This is a genomic window from Oerskovia sp. Root918 (genome assembly GCF_001428945.1).
In the GTDB taxonomy this organism is placed as follows: Bacteria; Actinomycetota; Actinomycetes; order Actinomycetales; family Cellulomonadaceae; genus Oerskovia; species Oerskovia enterophila.
In genome coordinates this window covers 88,119-108,962 of the sequence record NZ_LMJG01000012.1, presented here as the reverse complement: position 1 = coordinate 108,962, position 20,844 = coordinate 88,119, and the positions used below count along the sequence as shown (strand labels likewise).

17 protein-coding genes are annotated in these 20,844 nt (G+C 73.6%); 7 read left to right on the top strand and 10 right to left on the bottom strand.

Annotation, left to right across the window (positions count from 1 at the left end):
• Nucleotides 1-345: 345 nt before the first annotated feature.
• Nucleotides 346-1,017 (top strand): hypothetical protein, encoded by a 672-nt coding sequence (locus ASE27_RS09965; protein ID WP_200955929.1) that lies wholly within the window; start codon nucleotides 346-348, stop codon nucleotides 1,015-1,017.
• Here the strand turns inward: ASE27_RS09965 and ASE27_RS09960 are convergent.
• The 6 genes from ASE27_RS09960 to ASE27_RS09935 all read right to left on the bottom strand — a co-directional run bounded on the left by ASE27_RS09960 (nucleotide 1,014) and on the right by ASE27_RS09935 (nucleotide 5,970).
• Nucleotides 1,014-1,598 carry a hypothetical protein gene (locus ASE27_RS09960; RefSeq protein ID WP_056649327.1) on the bottom strand — a complete coding sequence of 195 codons (585 nt, stop codon included), beginning with the start codon at nucleotides 1,596-1,598 and terminating at the stop codon, nucleotides 1,014-1,016. The two genes, ASE27_RS09965 and ASE27_RS09960, sit on opposite strands and share 4 nt — an antisense overlap.
• Nucleotides 1,599-1,798: 200 nt before the next feature.
• Entirely contained in the window at nucleotides 1,799-2,305 is a 507-nt protein-coding gene (locus tag ASE27_RS09955) for an AAA family ATPase (protein WP_056649928.1), read from the bottom strand.
• Between the two features lie 289 nt (nucleotides 2,306-2,594).
• Nucleotides 2,595-3,002 (bottom strand): VOC family protein, encoded by a 408-nt coding sequence (locus tag ASE27_RS09950; RefSeq protein WP_056649322.1) that lies wholly within the window; start codon nucleotides 3,000-3,002, stop codon nucleotides 2,595-2,597.
• A 185-nt stretch (nucleotides 3,003-3,187) separates the two neighbouring features.
• A complete protein-coding gene (locus ASE27_RS09945; protein ID WP_056649319.1) occupies nucleotides 3,188-4,777 on the bottom strand; it encodes a methyltransferase in 1,590 nt (529 codons plus the stop codon).
• A gap of 111 nt (nucleotides 4,778-4,888) precedes the next feature.
• Nucleotides 4,889-5,317, bottom strand: a complete 429-nt coding sequence (locus tag ASE27_RS09940) for a hypothetical protein (protein ID WP_056649316.1) — start codon at nucleotides 5,315-5,317, stop codon at nucleotides 4,889-4,891.
• A 74-nt stretch (nucleotides 5,318-5,391) separates the two neighbouring features.
• A complete protein-coding gene (locus ASE27_RS09935) occupies nucleotides 5,392-5,970 on the bottom strand; it encodes a hypothetical protein (protein WP_056649313.1) in 579 nt (192 codons plus the stop codon).
• 168 nt (nucleotides 5,971-6,138) lie between these two features.
• Between ASE27_RS09935 and ASE27_RS09930 the strand changes: the two genes are divergently transcribed.
• On the top strand, nucleotides 6,139-6,843 hold the full coding sequence (locus ASE27_RS09930; protein ID WP_157257520.1) for a TetR/AcrR family transcriptional regulator: 705 nt from the start codon (nucleotides 6,139-6,141) through the stop codon (nucleotides 6,841-6,843).
• A 62-nt stretch (nucleotides 6,844-6,905) separates the two neighbouring features.
• On the opposite strand, the gene ASE27_RS09925 is transcribed toward ASE27_RS09930, so the two are convergent.
• Nucleotides 6,906-8,444, bottom strand: a complete 1,539-nt coding sequence (locus ASE27_RS09925; protein WP_235535405.1) for a M20/M25/M40 family metallo-hydrolase — start codon at nucleotides 8,442-8,444, stop codon at nucleotides 6,906-6,908.
• A complete protein-coding gene (locus tag ASE27_RS09920; protein WP_235535404.1) occupies nucleotides 8,441-9,967 on the bottom strand; it encodes an MFS transporter in 1,527 nt (508 codons plus the stop codon). The genes ASE27_RS09925 and ASE27_RS09920 overlap by 4 nt, the downstream gene beginning before the upstream one ends.
• 194 nt (nucleotides 9,968-10,161) lie before the next feature.
• Here ASE27_RS09920 and ASE27_RS09915 point away from each other — a divergent pair, with 194 nt between their 5' ends.
• Entirely contained in the window at nucleotides 10,162-11,502 is a 1,341-nt protein-coding gene (locus ASE27_RS09915; protein ID WP_157257518.1) for a hypothetical protein, read from the top strand.
• Between the two features lie 83 nt (nucleotides 11,503-11,585).
• Here the strand turns inward: ASE27_RS09915 and ASE27_RS09910 are convergent, their stop codons facing one another.
• Complete coding sequence (locus tag ASE27_RS09910; protein ID WP_056649303.1) at nucleotides 11,586-12,566, bottom strand: LacI family DNA-binding transcriptional regulator; 981 nt, start codon at nucleotides 12,564-12,566, stop codon at nucleotides 11,586-11,588.
• A gap of 119 nt (nucleotides 12,567-12,685) precedes the next feature.
• Between ASE27_RS09910 and ASE27_RS09905 the strand changes: the two genes are divergently transcribed.
• The 4 genes from ASE27_RS09905 to ASE27_RS09890 all read left to right on the top strand — a co-directional run bounded on the left by ASE27_RS09905 (nucleotide 12,686) and on the right by ASE27_RS09890 (nucleotide 18,302).
• Nucleotides 12,686-14,416: an HAD family hydrolase gene (locus ASE27_RS09905; protein WP_082608770.1), complete on the top strand. Its 1,731-nt coding sequence runs from the start codon at nucleotides 12,686-12,688 to the stop codon at nucleotides 14,414-14,416.
• Between the two features lie 72 nt (nucleotides 14,417-14,488).
• Complete coding sequence (locus ASE27_RS09900; RefSeq protein ID WP_056649299.1) at nucleotides 14,489-15,529, top strand: hypothetical protein; 1,041 nt, start codon at nucleotides 14,489-14,491, stop codon at nucleotides 15,527-15,529.
• Entirely contained in the window at nucleotides 15,529-17,367 is a 1,839-nt protein-coding gene (locus tag ASE27_RS09895) for an ABC transporter ATP-binding protein (protein WP_056649296.1), read from the top strand. The genes ASE27_RS09900 and ASE27_RS09895 overlap by 1 nt, the downstream gene beginning before the upstream one ends.
• The gene (locus ASE27_RS09890; RefSeq protein ID WP_235534304.1) at nucleotides 17,364-18,302 is read left to right on the top strand and encodes an energy-coupling factor transporter transmembrane protein EcfT; all 939 of its coding nucleotides are present in this window, start codon (nucleotides 17,364-17,366) and stop codon (nucleotides 18,300-18,302) included. The genes ASE27_RS09895 and ASE27_RS09890 overlap by 4 nt, the downstream gene beginning before the upstream one ends.
• A gap of 182 nt (nucleotides 18,303-18,484) precedes the next feature.
• On the opposite strand, the gene ASE27_RS09885 is transcribed toward ASE27_RS09890, so the two are convergent.
• On the bottom strand, nucleotides 18,485-20,788 hold the full coding sequence (locus ASE27_RS09885; protein ID WP_056649293.1) for a sodium-translocating pyrophosphatase: 2,304 nt from the start codon (nucleotides 20,786-20,788) through the stop codon (nucleotides 18,485-18,487).
• Nucleotides 20,789-20,844 lie beyond the last annotated feature (56 nt).

Sequence of the window (20,844 nt, the reverse complement as noted above, 5' to 3'; positions counted from 1 at the left end):
GGTTCGTGCTGCGTGCTGGGTCGTGCTGCGGTCGTGCTGTGCGATGGACCGGCGCCGGTCACGGGTCCGGTCCGAGGGCCCGTACCCAGACGCCCGCCGGTCCGGTCGAACCCGTCCCAGCGGTTACCCCCGCGGTCCCGCCGCACGCTCGGCACGTGCCGTGCACCCCACCTGCCGCACCGAGCATCCTAGGCGCCGGGTCCCACGTTCCCGGGATCGGCACGGCCACCCAGCGCCCCCGGTGCTCACCGGCCCCGTCCCTCCCTCGAACGATGTACGCGCGGCGAGCGAAGATCGGCGACGTGGGCGACGCCGTCGGGCAGCGTCCCGACCAGCATGGACACCATGCCCACCCTCCTGGAGACCCCGCTCGTCCTGCTGATCCTCGCGTGCGAGATCGGCTTCTGGGTCGTGCTCGCCGCGGGTCTGATCGCCCGGTACGTGCTGCACCACCGTCGGCTCAGCACGATCCTGCTGGTCAGCGTGCCCCTGATCGACCTGCTGCTCGTGAGCGTGTCGATCGCGGACGTCGCGGGCGGGTCGCCGCCCGAGGCCGTGCACGGGCTCGCGGCCGTCTACCTGGGGTTCACGGTGGCGTTCGGGCACTCGATCGTCCGGTGGGCCGACGCTCGCGCCGCGTACCACCTCGGTGGTGGACCGAAGCCCGTCAAGCCGCCGAAGGACGGCCTCGCGGGGCTCGTCCACGAGACGAAAGAGCTCGGCAAGGCAGCGGTCGCCGCGGCGATCGCGCTCGGCGTGATCGCGACCATGTCGACCGTCGCCGGGACCGGGCTCATGGCTCCGGCCCAGTGGCCGGGCGACCCGCTGTGGGTGTGGGCGCTGCGCGTCGCGGTCGTGCTCGGCGCATGGGTCGTGCTCGGGCCCGTCTGGGTGCTGCTGGGGTTCGGAGGCGGGTCCCGGCAGACGCAGGACTCGCGGCCCGCGCACGCCGACCGGGTGGCTCCGGCGGACCCTCCCGTCGGGTCGGCGGCTCCGACGGCTCCCTGGGGCCGCTAGCCGTCGGAGGGTACGAACGGCGCGAACGGCGGGCGGTCGCCGAACCGGTCGAACGCGCCGAGGTAGCGCGACCCCCACGAGACACGGGTGATCTCGCCGAGCCCGAACCACCTCGGAGCCGCTTCCCAGCGCCCGGCCGTGTCGATGAACCGCAGCCCCAGGCCCTCGTCCGTCAGGATCCCCACGGCTCCAGGGAAGTACTCGCCGGGAGACTCTGCCTCGGCGTGCACGGCGAGCAGGCGGCTCGTGCGGGCGACCGACCGCACGACGTCCTCGACGGACGTGAGGTCGACGGCGAGGTCCGGGCGCGGGAGCGGCCAGGACCCGAGCCCCGCAGCAGCGCGCTCGACGAAGCGCTGGTTCGCGCGTCGCAACCGGCGGACCTTCGTGACGTCCTCGGTCCGGATCACCTCGTAGCCGTCGGCGTGAGCCCAGTCCGCCAGCGACCCGACGAGCGTCCACACCCCCGTCGCGAGCACCACACCGTCCAGGAGGCCGGTGTCGGGGCCCAGGGTGCGGCGGTGGATCGTGACGACGGCGCCGGTCGTGCGGGCCTCGTCGAGCGAGAGGGTGCGAGACATGGCCGGAGCGTAGCGCCTGAGGACTCCGACTCAGGACTGGATTTCCGTCCTGGTCGTCGAGAGCGGGACGGCTGCGCGATGTGGTCGAGGCGACGCTGGTCGAGCATGCGGTTGACGTCTGCCGAGCATGCGGTTGAGGTCCGTTCCGAGCGGGATCCTGACGACAACCGCATGCTCGGCCGAGAGCCTCGAGCCCGACGTCAACCGTCCAACCAGTCCTTCGCAGCCGCCAGCAGCTCCGCGTCGTCGAGCGAGGCGTCGAGCCGCAGCCGGGGGCCGGACCAGTCCGCGAGCGCCCGGGCGCGCGCGGCGAGCGAGTCCCAGCCTGGCTCGGGCAGCGCCGGGTAGCGCGAGCCTCGGGCCACGAGACGCTCGCGGTGCAGCCGCTCGTCCGCGAGGTAGACCTCGACGAACCAGAGACGGGACGCGGTCCGCGCGGCGAGGTCGATCCACTGCTGCCGGGCTGCGGGGTGGTCGTTGACCGCGTCGACGATGACCGCGTTGCCCAGGAGCAGGTTCTCCTGGGCGACCGACTCGACGGCGAGGTACGCACCCAGGCCCGTGACGTCGTCGTGCACCGCTCCTGCGCGCAGGAACGCGTCCTCGACGGGGTCGACGCTGAGCATCACCGCGCCCAGGTCGCGCGCGAGCAGGCGCGCAAGTCGGCTCTTACCGGTTCCGGGCAGTCCAGCCATGGCGATCAGCACGATCGCGAGGATAGGCCTGTCATGTTTCGGGACGGGGTCGAACGTCGGAACGGAGTCGAACATGTGGTTGCCGTCCAGGTGACCATGTTCACTGCCGGCGGTGCGGCTCCCGCGCGTCGCGAGCCTGGATGACGACGACCGCACGCTGGGCACCGAGCCCTGCCGAACACGAGGTTCCGCCCGGTCGAGCACGAGGTTGTGGTCGCTGTCACCGGGACAACGACCGCAACCTCGTGCTCGACCGCTGCCAGGTGGCACACCCACGACGGACCGCGAGGTCTCAGCCGCCCTAGGCCGCGACCTCGGCGTCGCTGCGCAGGATGCAGAACTCGTTGCCCTCGGGGTCCGCGAGCGTGAACCATCCCGAGCCGTCGGGACGGCGGTGGTCGGCGAGCTGCGAGGCTCCCAGGCCGAGGAGCCTCTCGGTCTCCTGCTCACGGGTCCCGTCGACGGGGCGCAGGTCGAGGTGGAGCCGGTTCTTGAGCTCCTTGCCCTCGGGCACCTCGATGAACAGCAGGCGCCCACGGCTCTCCGCGGGTGCGTCGCCGCCGGCCGGCGGGAAGATCATGCACTCCTCGTGGCCGGGCAGGTTGGGGTCGTCGGGGTCCTCGACATATCCGAGGACCCCGCTCCACCAGACCGACCGGGCGTAGGCGTCGCGGGCGTCGATCGTCGTGTGCTGGATGCGAGAGGTCATGGCCTCAACCTAGGGACGTCGCGTCCCGGTCGCAGCAGGTTTTCCGGAGCGCCGTCGCCGAGCACGGGGTTGCGCGCGGTCGACCACAGGGTTGCGATCACCAAGGTCCGGACAACGACCGCAACCTCGTGCTCGGCACCCCACGCCCCCACGGCACCGGGACGGCACCGACCACGCCCCGGACCTCACGGCACCAGGAAGCCGTCCCGCACGAGTCCCCGCACCGCAGGCAGCAGCTCGCCCGCGAGCTCCCCGGCCGGCACCTCGAACAGCGACGCGATGGCCCCGATCAGCTGCCCCACGGTCAGCTCGCCATCGCTCGCTCCCACGAGCGCCGCCAGCCCGGTCGACGCCTGGATCCCGCGGCCCAGGCCGTCGCCCTGCCGGACGATCACGACGTTCGGGTCCTCGGCGCCGGGCGTCAGGTAGCGCTCCTCGGTCACGTCGGGCGCCACGGACAGCCGCGACGACGCGAGCGCGGCGTCGTCGCGCGCCTCGAGCCAGTCGTGGGCCGCGAGCGAGGCCGCGAGGTGCCCGCCGAGCGGCTGGCGCACCGACCCCGTGTGCTCCTCGAGGCGGCGCAGGCTCACGCCGCGGCCCGCGGCGGGCTTGCGGAGCGTCACGATCCCGAACCCCACGGCCTCGACGTCGCGCGTCGCGAAGTCGTCGAGCCACGCCTCGTACGACGCGGCCCAGGCCCCGGGCTCGCGCTCGGGGGTCGTGCCGCCGTCGCGGATCCACGTCTCGGCGTACTCGGCCGGGTCGAGGACCTCGCGCTGGATGATCCAGCCGTCGAGCCCGGCCTCCTCGAGCCAGGCCCCGACGCGCTCGGTCCACGGCTCGCCCCGCCGGTGCTCCCAGTTGCCGAGCATCTGCGCGACGCCGCCCGATGCGAGCACGTCCCCGACGCCCACGATCAGGTCGCGCACCAGGTCGTCGCCCGCACGGCCGCCGTCGCGGTACTCGTACTCGGGAATGGTGCTGCTCGTCCCGCCCGGCACACCGCGGGGCGTGATGACGAACGGCGGGTTGGAGACCACGAGGTCGAACGCCTCGCCCGCGACGGGGTCGAGCATCGAGCCCTCGCGCAGGTCCAGGCGCACGCCGTCGAGGGCCGCGTTGAACTCGGCGAACCGCAGCGCACGCCGGGAGATGTCGGTCGCGACGACCGACTGTGCATGCCGCGAGGCGTGCAGCGCCTGGATGCCGCAGCCCGTCCCGAGGTCGAGCACCCGTCCCACGGGCGTGCGCATGGTCACCTGCGCGAGCGTGATCGAGGCCCCGCCCGCGCCGAGCACGTGGTCGCCCGCGAGGCGTCGCCCGGTCGCGAGCTCGCCCAGGTCCGAGGCCAACCACCAGGTGACCGGGCCCGCCGCGTCGGCCGCGGCGTAGGGGCGCAGGTCCGCCAGGGCGCGCACGCCGTCGTCGGGCCCGTTGCCGGCCGCGGCCACGAGGCCGAGGCGAGCGGCGCCGTCGGTCCCCACCCCGGGCAGGGCCGCGTCGAGGTCCGCGCGGCGGACCTCGAGGCCCAGCAGGAAGAGCGCGGCGAGCACGGCCCGCGGGTCCTTCCGGCCCGACGACGTCGCCCCCGTCGCGTTGTCGAGCGCGGCCCGGGCGACACGCAGCGCGGGCACGGCCTGCTCGCGGTGCAGGGCTGCCGCAGCGAGCGGACCGAGGAAGTCCTCGACGCCGTCGACCGTGTAGCCGGCCGCCTCGAGGTCGGTGCGCAGGAGCGGCAGGAGGCGTGGGTCGATAGTGGGTTCACCGAGGGACATGCGCCTATCCTCCCCCGGTGAACCGGCGCGGCGCGCGACCGCACGGGAGGACGACGAAGGGGCGGTCCCGCAGCGCGAGCTGCGGGACCGCCCCTCCGGGACAGCCGGACGTCAGGCCGTGCAGTTCTCGGTCGTCCACTTCTGGACGTTGTCGGCGGCCGCCTGGAAGTCGGTCGACTGGAGCGAGTCGGAGAGCTCGGTGGCCTTCTCCATGTAGTCGTCGGCCGTGGGGTCGAGCTCGGAGAGCTCCGTGAGCGTGTCCCCCATCTTCTCGAAGCCCTCGGTCAGCGTGGTCCAGTCGGCCGCGATGGCCTCGGGGGCCTTGGCGGCCTTGAGCTCGGTGACGAGCTTGTCGAACGCCTCGCCCGCGGCCGCGGGGTCGCTCGCGTCGACGTCGTTCATCGAGTCCTCGAAGCCCTCGCCCGTCTCGCAGAAGGCCTTGACGTCGGCGTCGCCGCTGCAGGCCGCGAGGGAGAAGGTCAGCAGGACGGCGGTCGCGAGGCCGCCGACGGTCTTGGTCACGTTCTTTCGGTTGGTCATGCACACCATCCTGGAGCATTCCTGTGAGGATTGCCGACGAGATGGCGCCTCGCGGGGACTTCTCCCCATCGGATTCACCCGGTGCAGGTCGTGTCCAGGTACGTCGTCACACGTCCCGAGGCCGCCGTCATGGCGTCCGTGTCGAGGTCCTTGCCCGCGTCGTCGAGCGCGCCGACGATGGACTTCGCGGAGTCGATGTCGGCCTTGGACAGCGCCTCGGCCGCGGTCGCGACATAGGACGTGACGGTCTTCCAGTCGCCCGCGATCTCTGCCGGCGGCTCGACGCTCGTGAGCGCGACGCGCGCGTTCTCGAAGCCGGTCACCAGGGTGCGCGGGTGCTCGACGCTCATCGACACCTGGGCCGTGTTGGCGGCGGCCCAGGCCGCCTCGGTCGTGGCGCAGAACGACGTGTCGACGGCCGGGTCCGCCTCTCCGCCCGCGGCTGCGCCGGCCTCCGCGTCGGCGTCTGCGGCCGAGGCGGCATCGGTCGCTGCGTCGACGGCCGCGCTGTCCTCGGCCGCCGAGGACTCGGTCGCAGCGGGCTTCGGCGACTGCTCGGCCGGGTCGGCGTCGCCGCCCCCCGAGCACGCCCCCAGGGCGAGGAGCGCGACGACGGCGAGCGCCGCCGTCGGGCGCAGGAACGAGTTGCTCATGCGTCCATCATCCTTGCTCGGGGCCGTCCTCCGAAACTCCCTGGTCACAGCGGCGACGCCCACGACACGGGTCCCGAGGGCGCGGACCCGGCACCCGAGCGGACGCCCCGTCACCGCGCGCACGGCGCCGCCGCGCCGGAATGTGCCTTTTCTCCCTAGGATGGGCCGGTGAGTGCGACACAGCGAGGACCGGTCGACCGGCCCGACGACGGTCGAGGCAGCGAGGGCCACCCTTCGGGTGCCCCCACGCCCCCGCCCGCCCCCGTGCCACCGCTGCGACGGCGCACCGAGGCGCGCACGCCCGTCCAGGACCGGAGCAACCTTCGCCAGCGGGCCATGGTCGAGGCCGCGGCCCGCCTGCTCATCGCCGAGGGGTTCCCCGCGGTGACCCACCGCCGCGTCGCGAAGGCCGCCGGGGTGCCGCAGGGTTCGGCCTCCTACTACTTCCCGTCGAGCTCGTCGCTCGTGACCGCCGCGGTCGCGGCCGCCGAGGAGCTCCGAGGCACCGCGGCCGCCGAGCGGGCCGAGGCCCTCCCCCGGCGCGAACGCTCGACGACCCGCACGGCTCGCCTGCTCATCGAGACGTTCTACGCGCCCTCGGTCGACGACTCGGTCGTCGACGTCCGGCTCGACCCCATGCTGACCGCGATGCGCGACCCCGCGCTCCGGCCCATCATGCGCGCCTCGCGCCCGCGCCTCCTGGCCGCCCTGCGGACCGTCCTCGACGCGAGCGGGTACGAGCACGTGACCGACGTGGACCTCCTGGGCCACTTCGTCGACGCGTCGCTCATGTCCGCGGCCTCCGACGGCACCGAGCAGGTCCTGGACCGGGCCACCGCGACCACGGCGAGGCTGCTCGAGCACTGGCGCTGAGGTCGGTCGGGGGCCGGGACCGCTCCCCGGCGGCCCGGCCGCCCGACCCGAGCCTCAGCTCGTCACAGCCCGCGCAGCAGCGCCCGGTAGAACACGACCCCGCGCCCGAGCGCGTCGATCGTCACGTGCTCGTCGACGCCGTGGATCGACTCGCGCTGCTCGCGCGTCATCGCGAACGGGCTGAACCGGTAGACGTGCTCGGAGATCTCGCAGAAGTGCCGCGAGTCGGAGGCGCCGAGCATGACGTAGGGCGTCACGACCGCGTCCGGGTACGCGGCGCCGATCGACCCGCGGACCAGCGCGAACTGCTCGCCGTCGGTCGGGGACACGGGCGAGGGGTCCTCGCCCGAGACCACGCGCAGCTCGACCGTGGGGTCGTCGATCACGCGGCGGAGGCGCTCGACGACCGACGCGACCGTCTCGCCCGTCGCGATCCGCACGTTCGCGTTGGCCCTCGCGGACGCCGCGAGCACGTTGGCACCGGGGCTGCCCTGGAGCTGGGTGATCGCGACGGTCGTGCGGACCATGGCGTTGGTCTCGGGGCTCACGTTCCCCAAGACCCGCGCGAGCGCGGGGCGGAGCTGGCGGGCGCTCGCGAACAGCAGCCGGAGCCCGAACGGCGAGTGGCGCCCGAGCGTGTCGATCATCTCGAGCGTCGGCTCGGGCAGGTGCGGGGGGAACGGGTGGGCGTCGATGCGCGTGATCGCGCGTGCGAGCCGGGCCGTGGCGCCGCCGCGCACGGGCGTCGAGGCGTGCCCACCGAGCGACTGCGTGCTGATCTCGAGGTCGAGGATGCCCTTCTCCGCGACGCCGACGACGGCCGTGGGCGCGGTCACGCCCGGGAACGCCCCCTCGACCACGGCCCCGCCCTCGTCGACCACGAGCCACGGGCTGATCTTGCGCTCTCGCAGCACGGCCACGGCCGCGCGCGCCGCGTCCCCGGCGGTCTCCTCGTTGTGCCCGAACGACAGGTAGACGTCGCGGTCGGGCGTGAAGCGCTGGCCCAGCAGCGACTCGACCGCCTCCAGGAGCACGACGAGCGACCCCTTGTCGTCGAGCGTGCCGCGCCCCCACACCGCGCCGTCGCGGATCGCGCCGGAGAACGGGTCGCCCGACCAGTCCTCGGCCTCGACGGGCACGACGTCGTAGTGCGCCATGAGCACCGCGGGGGCAGCCGGGGCCGCGCCCTGCCGGCCGCGCCACCTGAAGAGCAGGCCGTGGCCCGCGACGCGCTCGAGCGTGAGCCGCTCGTGCACGCGCGGGTAGAGCTCGGCGAGCCGTTCGACGAACGCCTCGAGGACCGCGGGGTCCTCGTCGCCGGGCACGCGCGAGGACACGGTCGGGATGCGCACGAGCGCGCTCAGGCGCTCGGCCGTCCCGACGGCGTAGCTCGCCGGGTCGTCGCGCGCCCCCTCGTCCTGGGGTCGGGTCGCGCGGGCCCCGCTGCCCACGAACCGGCCCGTGCGCTCGTCCTGGCCCTGCGGGGTGAACCGCGCGGCCCGGGCGACCCCGGCCCCGACCAGGGCGACCACCCCGGCGGTGAGGGCGCCCGCGACGGCGCGTGCCGCCGTCGGGCCCTGTCCTGTGCTCCTGCTGCTCACTGCTGCGCCTCCTGGACGACGACGGGTGCTTGCTGGGGGGTGAGGGGCTGGGTGGGGTCGACGGGCTGGGCCTCGGCGTCCGCGAACGCGAGCCGCGGGACGAACGCGAGCACCACGGCCGCCACGACCGCCGTGACCCCGCAGATCGTCCAGACGATCATGTAGCCGCTGAGCGAACCGGCCGTGGCCTCGGACCCGTCGAGGGTCGCGTGCGTGCCCGAGATCAGGGCGAGCGCGAACACGCACGACGCGAACGTGCCGCCGATGGTCTTGGTCGTGTTCGTCAGGCCCGTCGCGACGGCCGTGCGCCCCACCGGGGCCGCGGCCGCGGCAGCCGCCGGCAGGGCCGCCACGAGCGCCCCCGAGCCCAGCCCCGCGACGACCATGTTCGTCAGCAGGTTCGCGGTGGTCTCGTGGAACGGCAGGAAGAGCAGGTAGCCGACCGCGACGAGCGACGCCGCGAGGATCAGCGTGCGCCGGGGCGTGAGCAGACGGGTGATGCGCGAGAACGCGAGCGCCCCCAGCAGGCACGAGACCACGTACCCGCCCACGAGCAGCGAGACCGTCATGGACGACGCGCCCAGACCGTAGCCGTAGACCTCCGGGTCGGTGCGCGCGAACGTCGACAGCGGGCCCTGAGCACCCAGGATGCTGACGCCGAACAGGGCCGCGGTGACCATGATGGGCCACATGGTCGGGCGGCGCAGGACCCGCAGGTCGACGAGCGGGTCGGCCTGGCGCAGCTCGTAGCGGCCCAGGGGCCACAGCGACGCGACCCCCGCCACGACGAGCGCCCACGCCCACCAGGTGCCCAGGCCGTTGGTGCGCATGAACGTGAGCCCCGCGCTGACGAGCAGCAGGGTCAGGCTCAGCAGGACCACGCCACCGCGGTCGAGCGTGCCCTCGCCCTTCTCGGGCGACTCGGGGATACGGAACCACACCACGAAGAACACGGCCGTCACGGCCGCGGCGGGGATGCTCAGGGCCAGCCAGAGCCGGTCCTGGGCCAGCGCGCCCGCCTGCCCGCCGGCCAGCGCCCCGACGATCGCGCCCGCCTGGAGCGCGGCCACGATCACGCCGGTCGCCCGGCGGGTCAGCGACGGGCCGTCCGCACGGCCGCGCGAGCGCGCGTAGATGAGCGCGACCTGGAGCGGCAGCCACACGACGTAGAACCCCTGGAGGGACCACGCCACGAGGAACACCCAGAAGGTCGGGGAGAACGCCACGGCCCACGAGGCCGCGGCCGTCAGGGCCGTCGTGACGAGCAGCATCCGGCGGTAGCCGTGGATGTCGCCGAGCTTGGCGAAGACCGGCACGACCATGGCCGAGAGCAGGAGCTGGGCCGCCTCGAACCAGTTGACGTCGGCGTCGTGGATGTTCAGGTGGCGGGCGATGTCCGTCAGGAGCGGGGTGTAGAAGCCCTGGAGGATGCCGCTCGTGAACTCGACGAAGAACAGGTAGCCGACGATCCCGCCCGCGATCCCGCCGACCTTGAGCGCCGTGCCGTTGACGGCCCTGTCCACGCGTCCTGGAACGCCTCGCACCATGTTCGCCTCCGCAGGGCCGGGTGGGACCGGCCTGTACCTGGCCCGCCGTTGGACCGCTCGGCAGGATACTAGGTACTTCACGTTTCACGTAGATGTCGAGGTCGGGGCCCCGGCCGGCCGTCCGCTAACCTGGCGAGCCACGTCCGAACCACGTTCACCAAGGGGCCCTCGTGCGACGACCACCTCGACGGGCAGGCGCCCTCGTCACGGCCCTGTGCCTCGTGCTCGTCGCCGGCGGCTGCGCGGTCAACGCGGGCAGCGCCAAGGCCGACGCCTTCGAGCGCCACTTCGAAGACGTCCCCGACGTCGCGGCGGCCTCCGCGGGCGGCACCAACGACCTCCCGTTCGTGGGCAGCGCGACGGCCACGGTCGAGATCGCGCCCGGGACCTCGCGCGAGCGCGTCGCCGAGATCGTGCACCTGGTCGGCGAGTACCAGCACGACCACTCGGGCGTCGTGTCGACCGTCGAGTTCGACGGCTCGTCGATCGCCGTGGCGGACAAGGCCGCGACCAACGACGCGGACCTCGCCCTCGTCCACACGCTCGTCGACACACCCGAGGTCGGGACCGTCCGGCTCCTGGCCCGCGAGACCGTGGTCACCGCGGCGCCCGGCGTCTCGTTCACGACGCTCCTCGAGGACCTCCTGCGTGCCGACGGCCCGTACCCGGCGCTGCCGGACGTCGAGCTGTCGGTCCTGGACAGCTCCGGCACGCTCGAGGTCGTCTCGGAGGACGGGACGGTCCCCGTCGAGTCCCTCGCCGCGTTCCACGCGATCGCGGCCACGTTCCCTCCGGTCGGAGCCGAGATCTCGGCCGACCGGCTGCGCGTGCGCGTCGCCCACGACGCCGACCGCCTCGCGGCACGCGACCTCGCCCTGGCCGCGGCGCCGTCGGTCGCAGAGGGGCTCCGGGTCGACGGCGGGAACGTCGAGCGGTTCGGTGCGTCCGAGGAGACGGACGCGACGGCCGACCTGATCGTCCTCGCGCTCGACGGCCGACCCGGCATCGAGTGGATCAAGGCCTACGGGGACGAGGTCGTCGTGACCGTCGACTCGCTCGAGACCGCGCAGAGCGTCGCCGGAGGGCTCACCGCGCTCGCGGGGGGCACCACGGTGCGCATCGTCTCGCCCGGCACCTGGGCCGACGAGGGCGGCGAGTCCGGGTACACCGGTCCCTCGTTCGACGTCATGGCCCACCAGGGCGAACCCACGCTCCTCTCGGTCGACCAGGTCGCCACGCTGTTCTCCGAGCACCCCCTGCTGGACGAGGTCGAGTCAGGTGCCGCCCGACTGGTCCTCGACATCGACGAGGCGACCACGAGGGACCGCGCAGCTCTCGCGACCGCCGTCGCCCCCCTCGTCGCGCCCGGTACCGACGTCTCCGTGAGGTCGGGCTCGCTGTGGTTCAGCTTCGTCGCAGGTCAGCCGCTCGCCGACGAGCACCTCGACGACCGCGGTGAACGGCGCGCGGCACAGGACTTCGTCGACGCCTGGGACGCCGCGGCCCGCTGAGTCGCGCGGGCGACGCCTGCCGCCCGGACACGCGCGAGGCCCGGGTGAGGTGCCCCCGGCGGTGCGCGCCGCCGTCGGGCACCTCACGCCAGCGGCGGCCCGACCGTCGACCCGCGCACCACGAGGCGCGGCGCGAGCACCTCGTGCCGGTCCTCGACGCGACCGCCCAGCCGTTCGAGCAGCAGCTCGACCGCGAGCCCCCCCATGCGCCCGCGCGGCTGGTGGACGCTCGTGAGGCGGGGGCGGGCGCGCCGGGCGAGCGCCGAGTCGTCGTACCCGACGACCGCGAGCTCCTCGGGCACGCGCAGGCCCTGGTCGTGCGCGCGGTCCAGGAGGTCGAACGCCTCGACGTCGTTGCGCGCGAACACGCCCCCGTAGCCGTCCGCGACGAGTTCGGCGACCGCCACGTCGGGGCCGACGACGCGGATCTCCTCGGCCAGGCCGTGACGGCGCATGGCCGCCTCGTACCCGACCCGGCGCGCGAGGCCCGCCGGGCGGGCGCTCCCGCTCACGTGCGCGATCCGCGAGCGTCCGAGGCCCACGAGGTGGTCGACCGCGAGCGCCGCGCCCCGGGCGTCGTCGTTGGTCACGGTGTCGACGCCGTCGACCGCGCCGAGCGGGCGTCCGACCATGACGACGGGCGCGCGGCGGGCCGCGGCACGCAGGTGCTCCTCCTCGAGCCAGGAGCTGATGACGACGAGCCCGTCGACGTTGAGGCCCAGCAGGGTGTCGAGGTGGCGCGCGAGGTGCCCGCGGTCGCGCGACCCGTGGACGAGCAGCACCGAGAAGCCCGCGGTGCCGGCAGCCTCCTCGACCCCTGTCACGATCTCGGTGTGGTACGGGTTGTCGAGGCTCGACAGGACGGCCCCGATGAGCATGGTCCGCCCCTGCTTGAGGCTGCGCGCGAGGGCGTTGGAGCGGTAGCCGAGGTCGTCGGCCGCGCGCCGGATGCGTTCGCGCGTGCGTTCGCTGACGCCCGGGTCACCGCGCAGGGCGAGCGAGACGAGCGACTTGGAGACGCCTGCGTGGGCGGCGACGTCGAGGAGGGTCGGGCGGGGGTTCACGGGTCCATTCTCCCCTCTCGCCGGCCCGGAACTGGAACGTTCCAGGAGTTCGAGCGTGGTTCGCCTCCCGGACACCGGACGGACGCCGGGCCGTCGCTTCCCGTACCTACCGTCCCACTGTGACCACGACCGATCTCACCCGCCCCGCGCCGCTCCCCGGCGCCACCTCCCGCCTCACGCCGCCCGGCCTGGGCGTGCGCCCCGACGCGCTGCTCCTCGACTTCGGCGGCGTGATCTTCCAGACGACCAAGCGCCCCGAGGGCTATGGCGAGCTCGCGACCCACCTCAGCGAGGTGCTCGGGCGCGCGGGCCACCGCTTCTCCCCCGAGACGCTCGAACCCGTGCTGCGCGGCGGCGTCAAGGCGCTCAAGGACTGGAAGAACGCGTCGAGCCGACGCCTCGCGCCGCTCGAGCTGGACCATCGGACCATCTGGCACGACTTCCTCGCCTCGCCCTTGCCCCTGGCCGCGCGCGAGGTCCTTGCGGGCAGCGCGGGCACGCTCCTCGCCCGCCTGACCGCGACCCTGAGCGAGCACACCGTGCGCCCCGGGATCCCCGAGCTGCTCGCGACCGCGGACGAGCTCGGCGTCCCGGTCGGGATCGTGTCCAACGCGCACTCGGGCCGCGCGCACCGCTCGCTCCTGGCCGCGCACGGCCTCGACGAGGCGTTCGGCGTGCAGGTCTACTCGGACGAGGTCGGCCTCCGCAAGCCCCACCCCGGCATCATCGCGATGGCGGCCCGCGCGCTCCGCACGACGCCCGAGCGGACCTGGTACGTGGGCGACACGCTCGACCGCGACGTGGTCGCCGGTCGCCGCGCCGGCGTCGGGGCCGTGATCCTCACGCGCCACCACAGCGACGTCCCGCCCTACCCCGTGACCGACACGGCGGACGCCGTGCTCGACACCCCCGAGGGCATCGGGGACCTGCTGCGTGCCGCGGACCGTCCTGCGACGCCTCTCGCGGACTCCGCGTCAGCGGTGCTCGGGGGCCCCGAGGCGCCCGTGAGCGCGGGACGCCCGTCGGCCCTCCTGCTGGACCACGGGGGCGTCGTCGTGACCTCGGTGCCCGACGACGCAGCGCGCCTCGCGTTCGCCCGTCACCTCTCGCAGCGGCTCGCGGTCGCGGGACACGACCTCTCGCCCGAGGAGGCCGCGGGCGCCGTGGCCGGTGCCCGCGTGCGGCACCGCGCCTGGAAGGACCGGCACGAGGGGGCGCCCGCCGGTCGTGCGGCCGGGCTCGTCGAGGACGTCGAGGAGATCGACGCGACGACGTTCTGGGTCGACCTGGTCGGCCCGGCCCTGGCCCACCTCGGGGACGGGATCGAGGACTGGCTGCGCGCCGAGGCCCACGCGCTCGTGCTCGAGTACGCGCGCTCCAAGAGCGTGGCGACCCTGCGCCCAGGGGTGCGCGAGGTGCTCGAGGCCGCCCGAGCGGGCGGCGTCCCCGTCGCGATCGTGTCCAACACGGTCTGCGGGCGCGCGGTCCGCGAGGAGCTCGAGGCGTTCGGGATCGACCACCTCGTGGGCGTGCACGTCTACTCGGACGAGCTCGGCTACCGCAAGCCCGACCCGGTCACGGCCCGCACGGCCCTGACCGCGCTCGACGCCGACCCCCGGGCCGCCTGGTTCGTCGGGGACAAGCCTCACCGCGACGTCCTGGCCGCGCGCGGCGCGGGCGTCGGGACCGTCGTGCTCGTGCGGGGCGGGTCGAGCAACGACGCGACCCTCGACTCGGCCGACGGCGCCCTCACGCCCGACCACGTGATCGACGAGGTCGGGGACCTCCTGGCTCTCTGGGCACCCGCTTCTCCCGTGGCGCCTGCAGCGCACCTGCCGCACGACCGCTGACCGCCGCACCCCGCGCTCTCTTCTCCCACCGCCACCCGCTCCTCACCACCGACCGCCCCAGGAAGGCACACCATGAACGGCTCCGCGAGCTCGACCGCCCCGGCCCGTCAGTCCCCGCCCACCTCGTCCCCCCGGAAGCCGACCACGCCCGTGAGCGCGCTGCGCCGCCGCCTGCACGACCCGGACGGCATCAGCAGCTCCCAGAAGCTCATGATCCTCGTGCTCTCGATGACGCTGTTCGGGGTCTCCGACATCGTCACCGGGATCGTGCCGAGCATCGAGGTCGGCCCGTTCGAGCTCGAGGTCGCGTACTTCGCGTTCATCCCCGTGGTCCTCGCCGCGCTGTTCTGCCCCTTGTGGGTCGCGATCGGTGCACCGCTCGGCGAGATGGTCTTCTCCGACATGCTCCTGGGCGACTTCGGCGGGCTCGGCGAGCTCGAGGGCTTCCTCCAGCTCCTGCTGGGCATCTACGTCGCGGGCTGCATCGTGCGCGACCCGCGCAACCGCCGCCAGCTCTTCGCCGCGGCGCTCGCCCTGGTCTCGATCGACAAGATCTCCTCGGGCCTCATCGACCTCGCCAAGGTCGGGATCGGGATCGACCCGGAGACGCTCGAGGAGTCGGACGGGCTCTTCCAGGCCGTGCTGGTGTCCGAGTCGATCGAGCTCGTCATGGCGCTGCTCATCACGGGTGTCCTGTTCGGCGCCCTGCCGGCCATGTGGCTCGCGCCGCGCCTGTACGGGAAGATCGAGCCGCTCATGGGCCTGCGTCCGCGCGACCCCCAGAACCCGCCGCGGCTCGTCGGTCCGCGCGGCACCCCGTTCTGGCTCATCGGAGTCCTGGCCCTGCTCGGGGCCGTGGCGATCGGCGTGGTCTCCCAGTGGGAGGAGTTCGTGGGCCGCGAGGGCGGCATCATGACGCTCGGCGCCTTCCAGCCCGACTTCGTCGACGAGTACGGCACCGCCTACCTCTGGGTGGCCCTCACGGTGGCCGCCCTGGCGGTCGCCGGGGCGTGCGTGCTGGTCGCGGTCCTGCGTGCCCGACGGCGCCGCGACGCAGGTGCGCCGCTCACCTCGTCCTCGCAGCAGCAGACGGCGGACCGGGGCGAGGCCTGATGCCCGCGCCGGCCATGGCGATCGAGGTCCGCGGGCTCACGTTCCGCTACCCGGGCGCCGAGGTGGACACGCTGCGCGGGGTCGACCTGCGGATCGAGGCGGGCGACTTCGTCGCCGTGGTCGGCGGCAACGGGTCCGGCAAGACGACGCTGTGCAAGACGTTCAACGGCCTGGTGCCGCACTTCTGGTCCGGAGACCTCACGGGCTCGGTCCACGTCCTGGGCCAGGACACGGCCGAGGTCGGGGTCGCCGAGCTCTCGCACAGCGTCGGGTACGTCTTCCAGGACTTCGGGAACCAGCTCGTGCGCCCCACGGTGCGCGACGACGTCTCGTTCGCGCCCGTGAACTTCGGTCTGACCGACTGGGAGGAACGCACCACGACCGCGCTCGAGACCCTCGACATCACGTCGCTGGCCGACCGGTTCACCTGGCAGCTCTCGGGTGGCCAGCAGCACCTCACGGCCATCGCGGGGGCGATCGCCCTGACCCCCTCGGTGCTCGTGGTCGACGAGCCAGTGGCCGAGGTCGACCCCCACCGCGCCCAGGAGATCTACGAGCACCTGTCGCGCCTCAACCGGGAGCTCGGCATCACGATCGTCGTGGTCGAGCACCACGCCGAGTTCGTGGCCCGCTACGCCCGGTCCGTGGTCCTCATGGCCGACGGGCTCCCCCGCTGGCACCTGCCCGTGGCCGACGCCCTGGCCCGGACCGAGGACCTCGAGGCCGCGAACATCCCCGTGCCCCAGGTCACCGCGGTCGCGCGGGCCTTCGAGCCGCACGGCCCCGTGCCGTCCACGGTCCCCGCGGCGATCGGATGGCTGCGGGAGCGACGGCTCGCCGAGCCGGCTCCGGGGTCGACCGCCGGATCGGCCGCGGCCCGGGGCGGGACGGCGGACGGCCAGGTCTCCGACGGGACCGCGACCGCTGTTCCGGGCCCGGCCGCCGACATGAGGGCTCCCGCCCTGCCCGGCTCCCGTCGCGGCTCGGTCATCGCCCGCGTCGAGCGGGTCACCCGGGCGTACCGCACGCTCGCCGGACCCCGGTCGGTCGTGATCGACGGGCTCGACCTCGATCTGCACGAGGGCGAGCGCGTAGCCCTGGTCGGATCGAACGGTGCCGGGAAGTCGACCCTCCTCAAGCTCCTGTCGGGGCTGGACGTCCCGGACGCCGGCAGCGTGAGCGTCGACGGGACCGACACCCGGACCGTCTCGGCCGCCGAGCTCGCCGACACGGTCTGCTACCTGTGCCAGCGCCCCGAGGAGATGTTCCTCAAGGACTCCGTCCGGGCCGACGTCGCGATGCACCCGGCCGGACGCCGCGTGCCCGGGACCGCAGCGCTCGTGACCGAGGTCCTCGACCGCGTCGACCTGACCTCGCTCGCCGACCGTGACGGGCGGCTGCTGTCCGGCGGCCAGCAACGGCGGGCGACGCTCGCCGTCGGGCTCGCGATGCGGCCCCGCCTGCTGCTGCTCGACGAACCCACGTCGAGCCTCGACCTGCGCAGCCGTGACGACGTGATCGACATGCTCGCGGCGCTCGCCGAGCACATCCGCTGCACCGTGATCGCGACCCACGACATGCACCTGGTCGCCGAGTGGGCCGACCGGGTGATCGTCCTCGACCAGGGGCAGGTCATCGCCGACACCGACCCCCAGACCCTGTTCTCCCGGCAGGACCTCCTGCGACGGGCCCGGCTCGTGCCGCCGCAGGTCGTCCAGCTCGGCGCTGCCCTCGGCCTGGCCCCCGTGCCGCTCTCGGTGCCCGAGCTCGTGGCCCGGCTGAACCTGCGCCCCACGGCCGCCGACTCGACCGCACGCACCAACGGGAGGCTCTCGTGAGCAGCACCACCAGCGTCTCGACCGCGCTGTCCGCGGACGTTCCCCCGCGCTCGGCCCCGCGCGGCGGCTCCCCCGCACCGGTGGGTGACGGGCACTCGCGGCCCTCGCGACTGCGCCGGGCCGACAGCGAGCGCCTGTCGCTCGAGTGGATCAAGCTCGAGCTCATGCGCGTCGCCTACGCGACGCGCGGCGGGTTCCTCGCCCGGCGCGACCCCCGCGCGGTGCTCTTCTGGTACGCGCTGTGCGGGCTCGCGCCGTGGTTCACGTACGACCTGACGGTGCTCGCGATCCTGTTCGTGATCGCGGCGGGCACCGCGCTCGCGGCGAGGATCGGGCCGCTCCTGCTCGGGGTCTTCGCGCTCGGGATCGCGGGACAGTGCCTCTACCTGCTGGCGCTCGTCTGGTTCCTCCAGGGCGACGCGACCGCGATCCAGGGGCTCGCGGTCATCACGCTCAAGCTCGGCACGGTCTCGCTCGTGAGCATGGCCGCGTTCGTCTCGCTCGACCCCGAGAAGCTCTCGGACGCGCTCCTGGCGCTGCGTGCCCCCGCGATGCTGGGGTTCGGGGTCAGCTACGGCTACCGGATGCTGCCGCTGCTGATCGACGAGTTCCACACGATCGTCGACGGGCACCGCCTGCGCGGGCCGCGCGCGACCAGGCACGGCCTGCTCGGCTGGCGCACCGCGCGGCGGGTCTCGCTCATCGTCGTCGAGTCGTTCTACCCGCTCATGCTCAACACGGCCAAGCGGACGCGGACCACGGTCGAAGCCCTCGAGACCAAGGGGTTCACGACCGAGCGGCGCGACGACGCCGGTCGCCGCATCCGCCTCGCGCACCTGACGTTCGGGGCCGGGGACGTCGCGCTGCTCGCGACGTCGCTCGTCGTCGTGGTCGCGGCGTTCGCGGTGGGCACGGCCTGGCCGGTGCTGGGCTGAGCCGGTGAGCCGGTGGTCGCCGGCCTGAGCCGCTGAGCCGAAGGTCGGCCCGAGCCACCGACGGCCCTGCCAGCCTCCTCGGCGCCAGGTACGCGCAGCACGCTCTCCAGACCGGCCTTGTTGTCAGAAGTGGGCCGGGCGACAGCCCGGCCCACTTCTGACAGCTCGTCGGTGAACGAACCTCAGCTCGTCCGTACCGCCTGCGGCTCCTCCGACATCTGCTCGCGGTCGACGCGCGCCGCACGCAGCCTCGAGAGGATGACCGCCCCGAACGCGATGCCCGCCGCAACCACCGCGATGCCGATGCGCAGCGTGTGGTTGGCGTCCTCGGGGACGCTCAGGAGCACGACAGCGGGGGCGATGAGCACCGAGACCAGGTTCATGACCTTGAGCAGCGGGTTGATCGCCGGCCCGGCCGTGTCCTTGAACGGGTCGCCCACGGTGTCGCCGACGACGGTCGCCTCGTGCGCCGGGGACCCCTTGCCGCCGTACGCACCGTCCTCGACGATCTTCTTCGCGTTGTCCCACGCCCCGCCGGAGTTCGCCAGGAAGACCGCCATGAGCACGCCCGCGCCGATGGCCCCCGCGAGGAAGCCCGCGAGCGGGCCCACCCCCAGGCCGAAGCCCACGGCGATGGGCGCGAACGCGGCCAGCAGGCCGGGCGTCGCGAGCTCGCGCAACGAGTCACGCGTGCAGATGTCGACGACCTTGCCGTACTCGGGCCGCTCGTCGTACGTCATGATCCCGGGGTGCTCGCGGAACTGGCGACGCACCTCGTAGACGATCGCACCGGCCGCCCGGGTCACGGCGTCGATCGCGAGGCCCGAGAACAGGAACACGGTCGCCGCCCCGAGGATCACGCCGACCAGGGTGATGGGCGAGATGATCGAGTAGTCGAGCATCGAGACCACGAGCCCGCCCGCCGGGTTCGTGATGTCCGCGAGCGCTCCGCCCACCGCGTCCGCGTAGGACCCGAACAGCGCGGTCGCCGCGAGGACCGCGGTCGCGATCGCGATGCCCTTGGTGATGGCCTTGGTCGTGTTGCCCACGGCGTCGAGGTCGGTGAGGATCTGCGCGGCCTCCGGGTCGCCGTCGCCCGCCTCGCCGACGGACATCTCGTAGATCCCCTGCGCGTTGTCGGAGACCGGTCCGAACGTGTCCATCGCGACGATCACGCCCACGGTCGTCAGGAGCCCGCAGCCCGCGAGCGCGATGAGGAACAGCGACAACCAGACCGAGCCGCCCGCGATGAGGAAGACGCCGCAGATCGCGGCAGCGATGATGCCCGCGGTGTACACCGCGGACTCGAACCCGACCCCGATGCCGGACAGGACGACCGTGGCCGCCCCCGTGCGCGAGGTGGCGGCGACGTGGAGGGTGGGCTTCGACGTCGTGCCCGTGAAGTAGCCCGTGACCCACAGGATGATGCCCGCCAGGACCACGCCGATGAGGACCGCGAGCGCCGCGACCACGCGCGGGTCGCTCGTGACGTCGCCCAGGTCCGCGGTGCCCGACAGCTCCGAGAACGACGACGGCAGGTACGCGAACGCCGCGACGCCCGCCAGGACCGCACCGAGCAGCGCCGAGAGGTAGAACCCGCGGTAGATGGCCCGCAGGCCGTTCTCCTCGCCGCGGATTCGCGTGATGAACACGCCCAGCACCGCGACGAACGCGCCGATCGCCGTGACGATCAGCGGGAAGACGAGCCCCTGCTCGCCCATCGCGGCCTTGCCCAGGATGAGGGCCGCGACGAGCATGACGGCGTAGGACTCGAACAGGTCCGCGGCCATGCCCGCGCAGTCCCCCACGTTGTCGCCCACGTTGTCCGCGATGGTCGCCGCGTTGCGCGGGTCATCCTCGGGGATCCCCTGCTCGACCTTGCCCACCAGGTCGGCACCGACGTCCGCCGCCTTGGTGAAGATCCCGCCACCCACGCGCATGAACATCGCGAGCAGAGCAGCCCCGAACCCGAACCCCTCGAGCACAGCCGGCGCGTCCCCTCGGTACAGCAGGACGACCCCTGCCGCACCGAGCAGCCCTAAACCCACGACGGACATCCCCACCACGCCTCCGGTGCGGAAGGCCACGCGGGCCCCCTCAGCACGGCCGCCGGGTCTGGTCGCGGCCGACGCGACGCGCACGTTCGCGCGCACCGCGAGCCACATCCCCAGGTAGCCGATGCACGCCGAGAATCCGGCCCCCACGAGGAACGCGACCGACCGACCGACCTTGATGCCTGCGTCCCCCGGCAGCAGGAACAGGAGACCGAACACGATCACCGCGAACAGGGCGAGCGTGCGGAACTGCCGGTTGAGGTAGGCCGACGCACCTTCCTGGATCGCTTGCGCGATGTCCTGCATCTTCGCGGTCCCCTCAGGTGCCGCGAGGACCTGGCGTCTGAGCACGAAGGCGAAGACCAGCGCGGCGAGCCCGATGGCCCCGATCACCGCGACGATCGTGAGACTGGTGGAGCTGAGCGTGAGCATCCGTCCTCCTTGACGACTGCTGGACCGGGGTCACCGGCTGGCCTCCGGCACCCCCG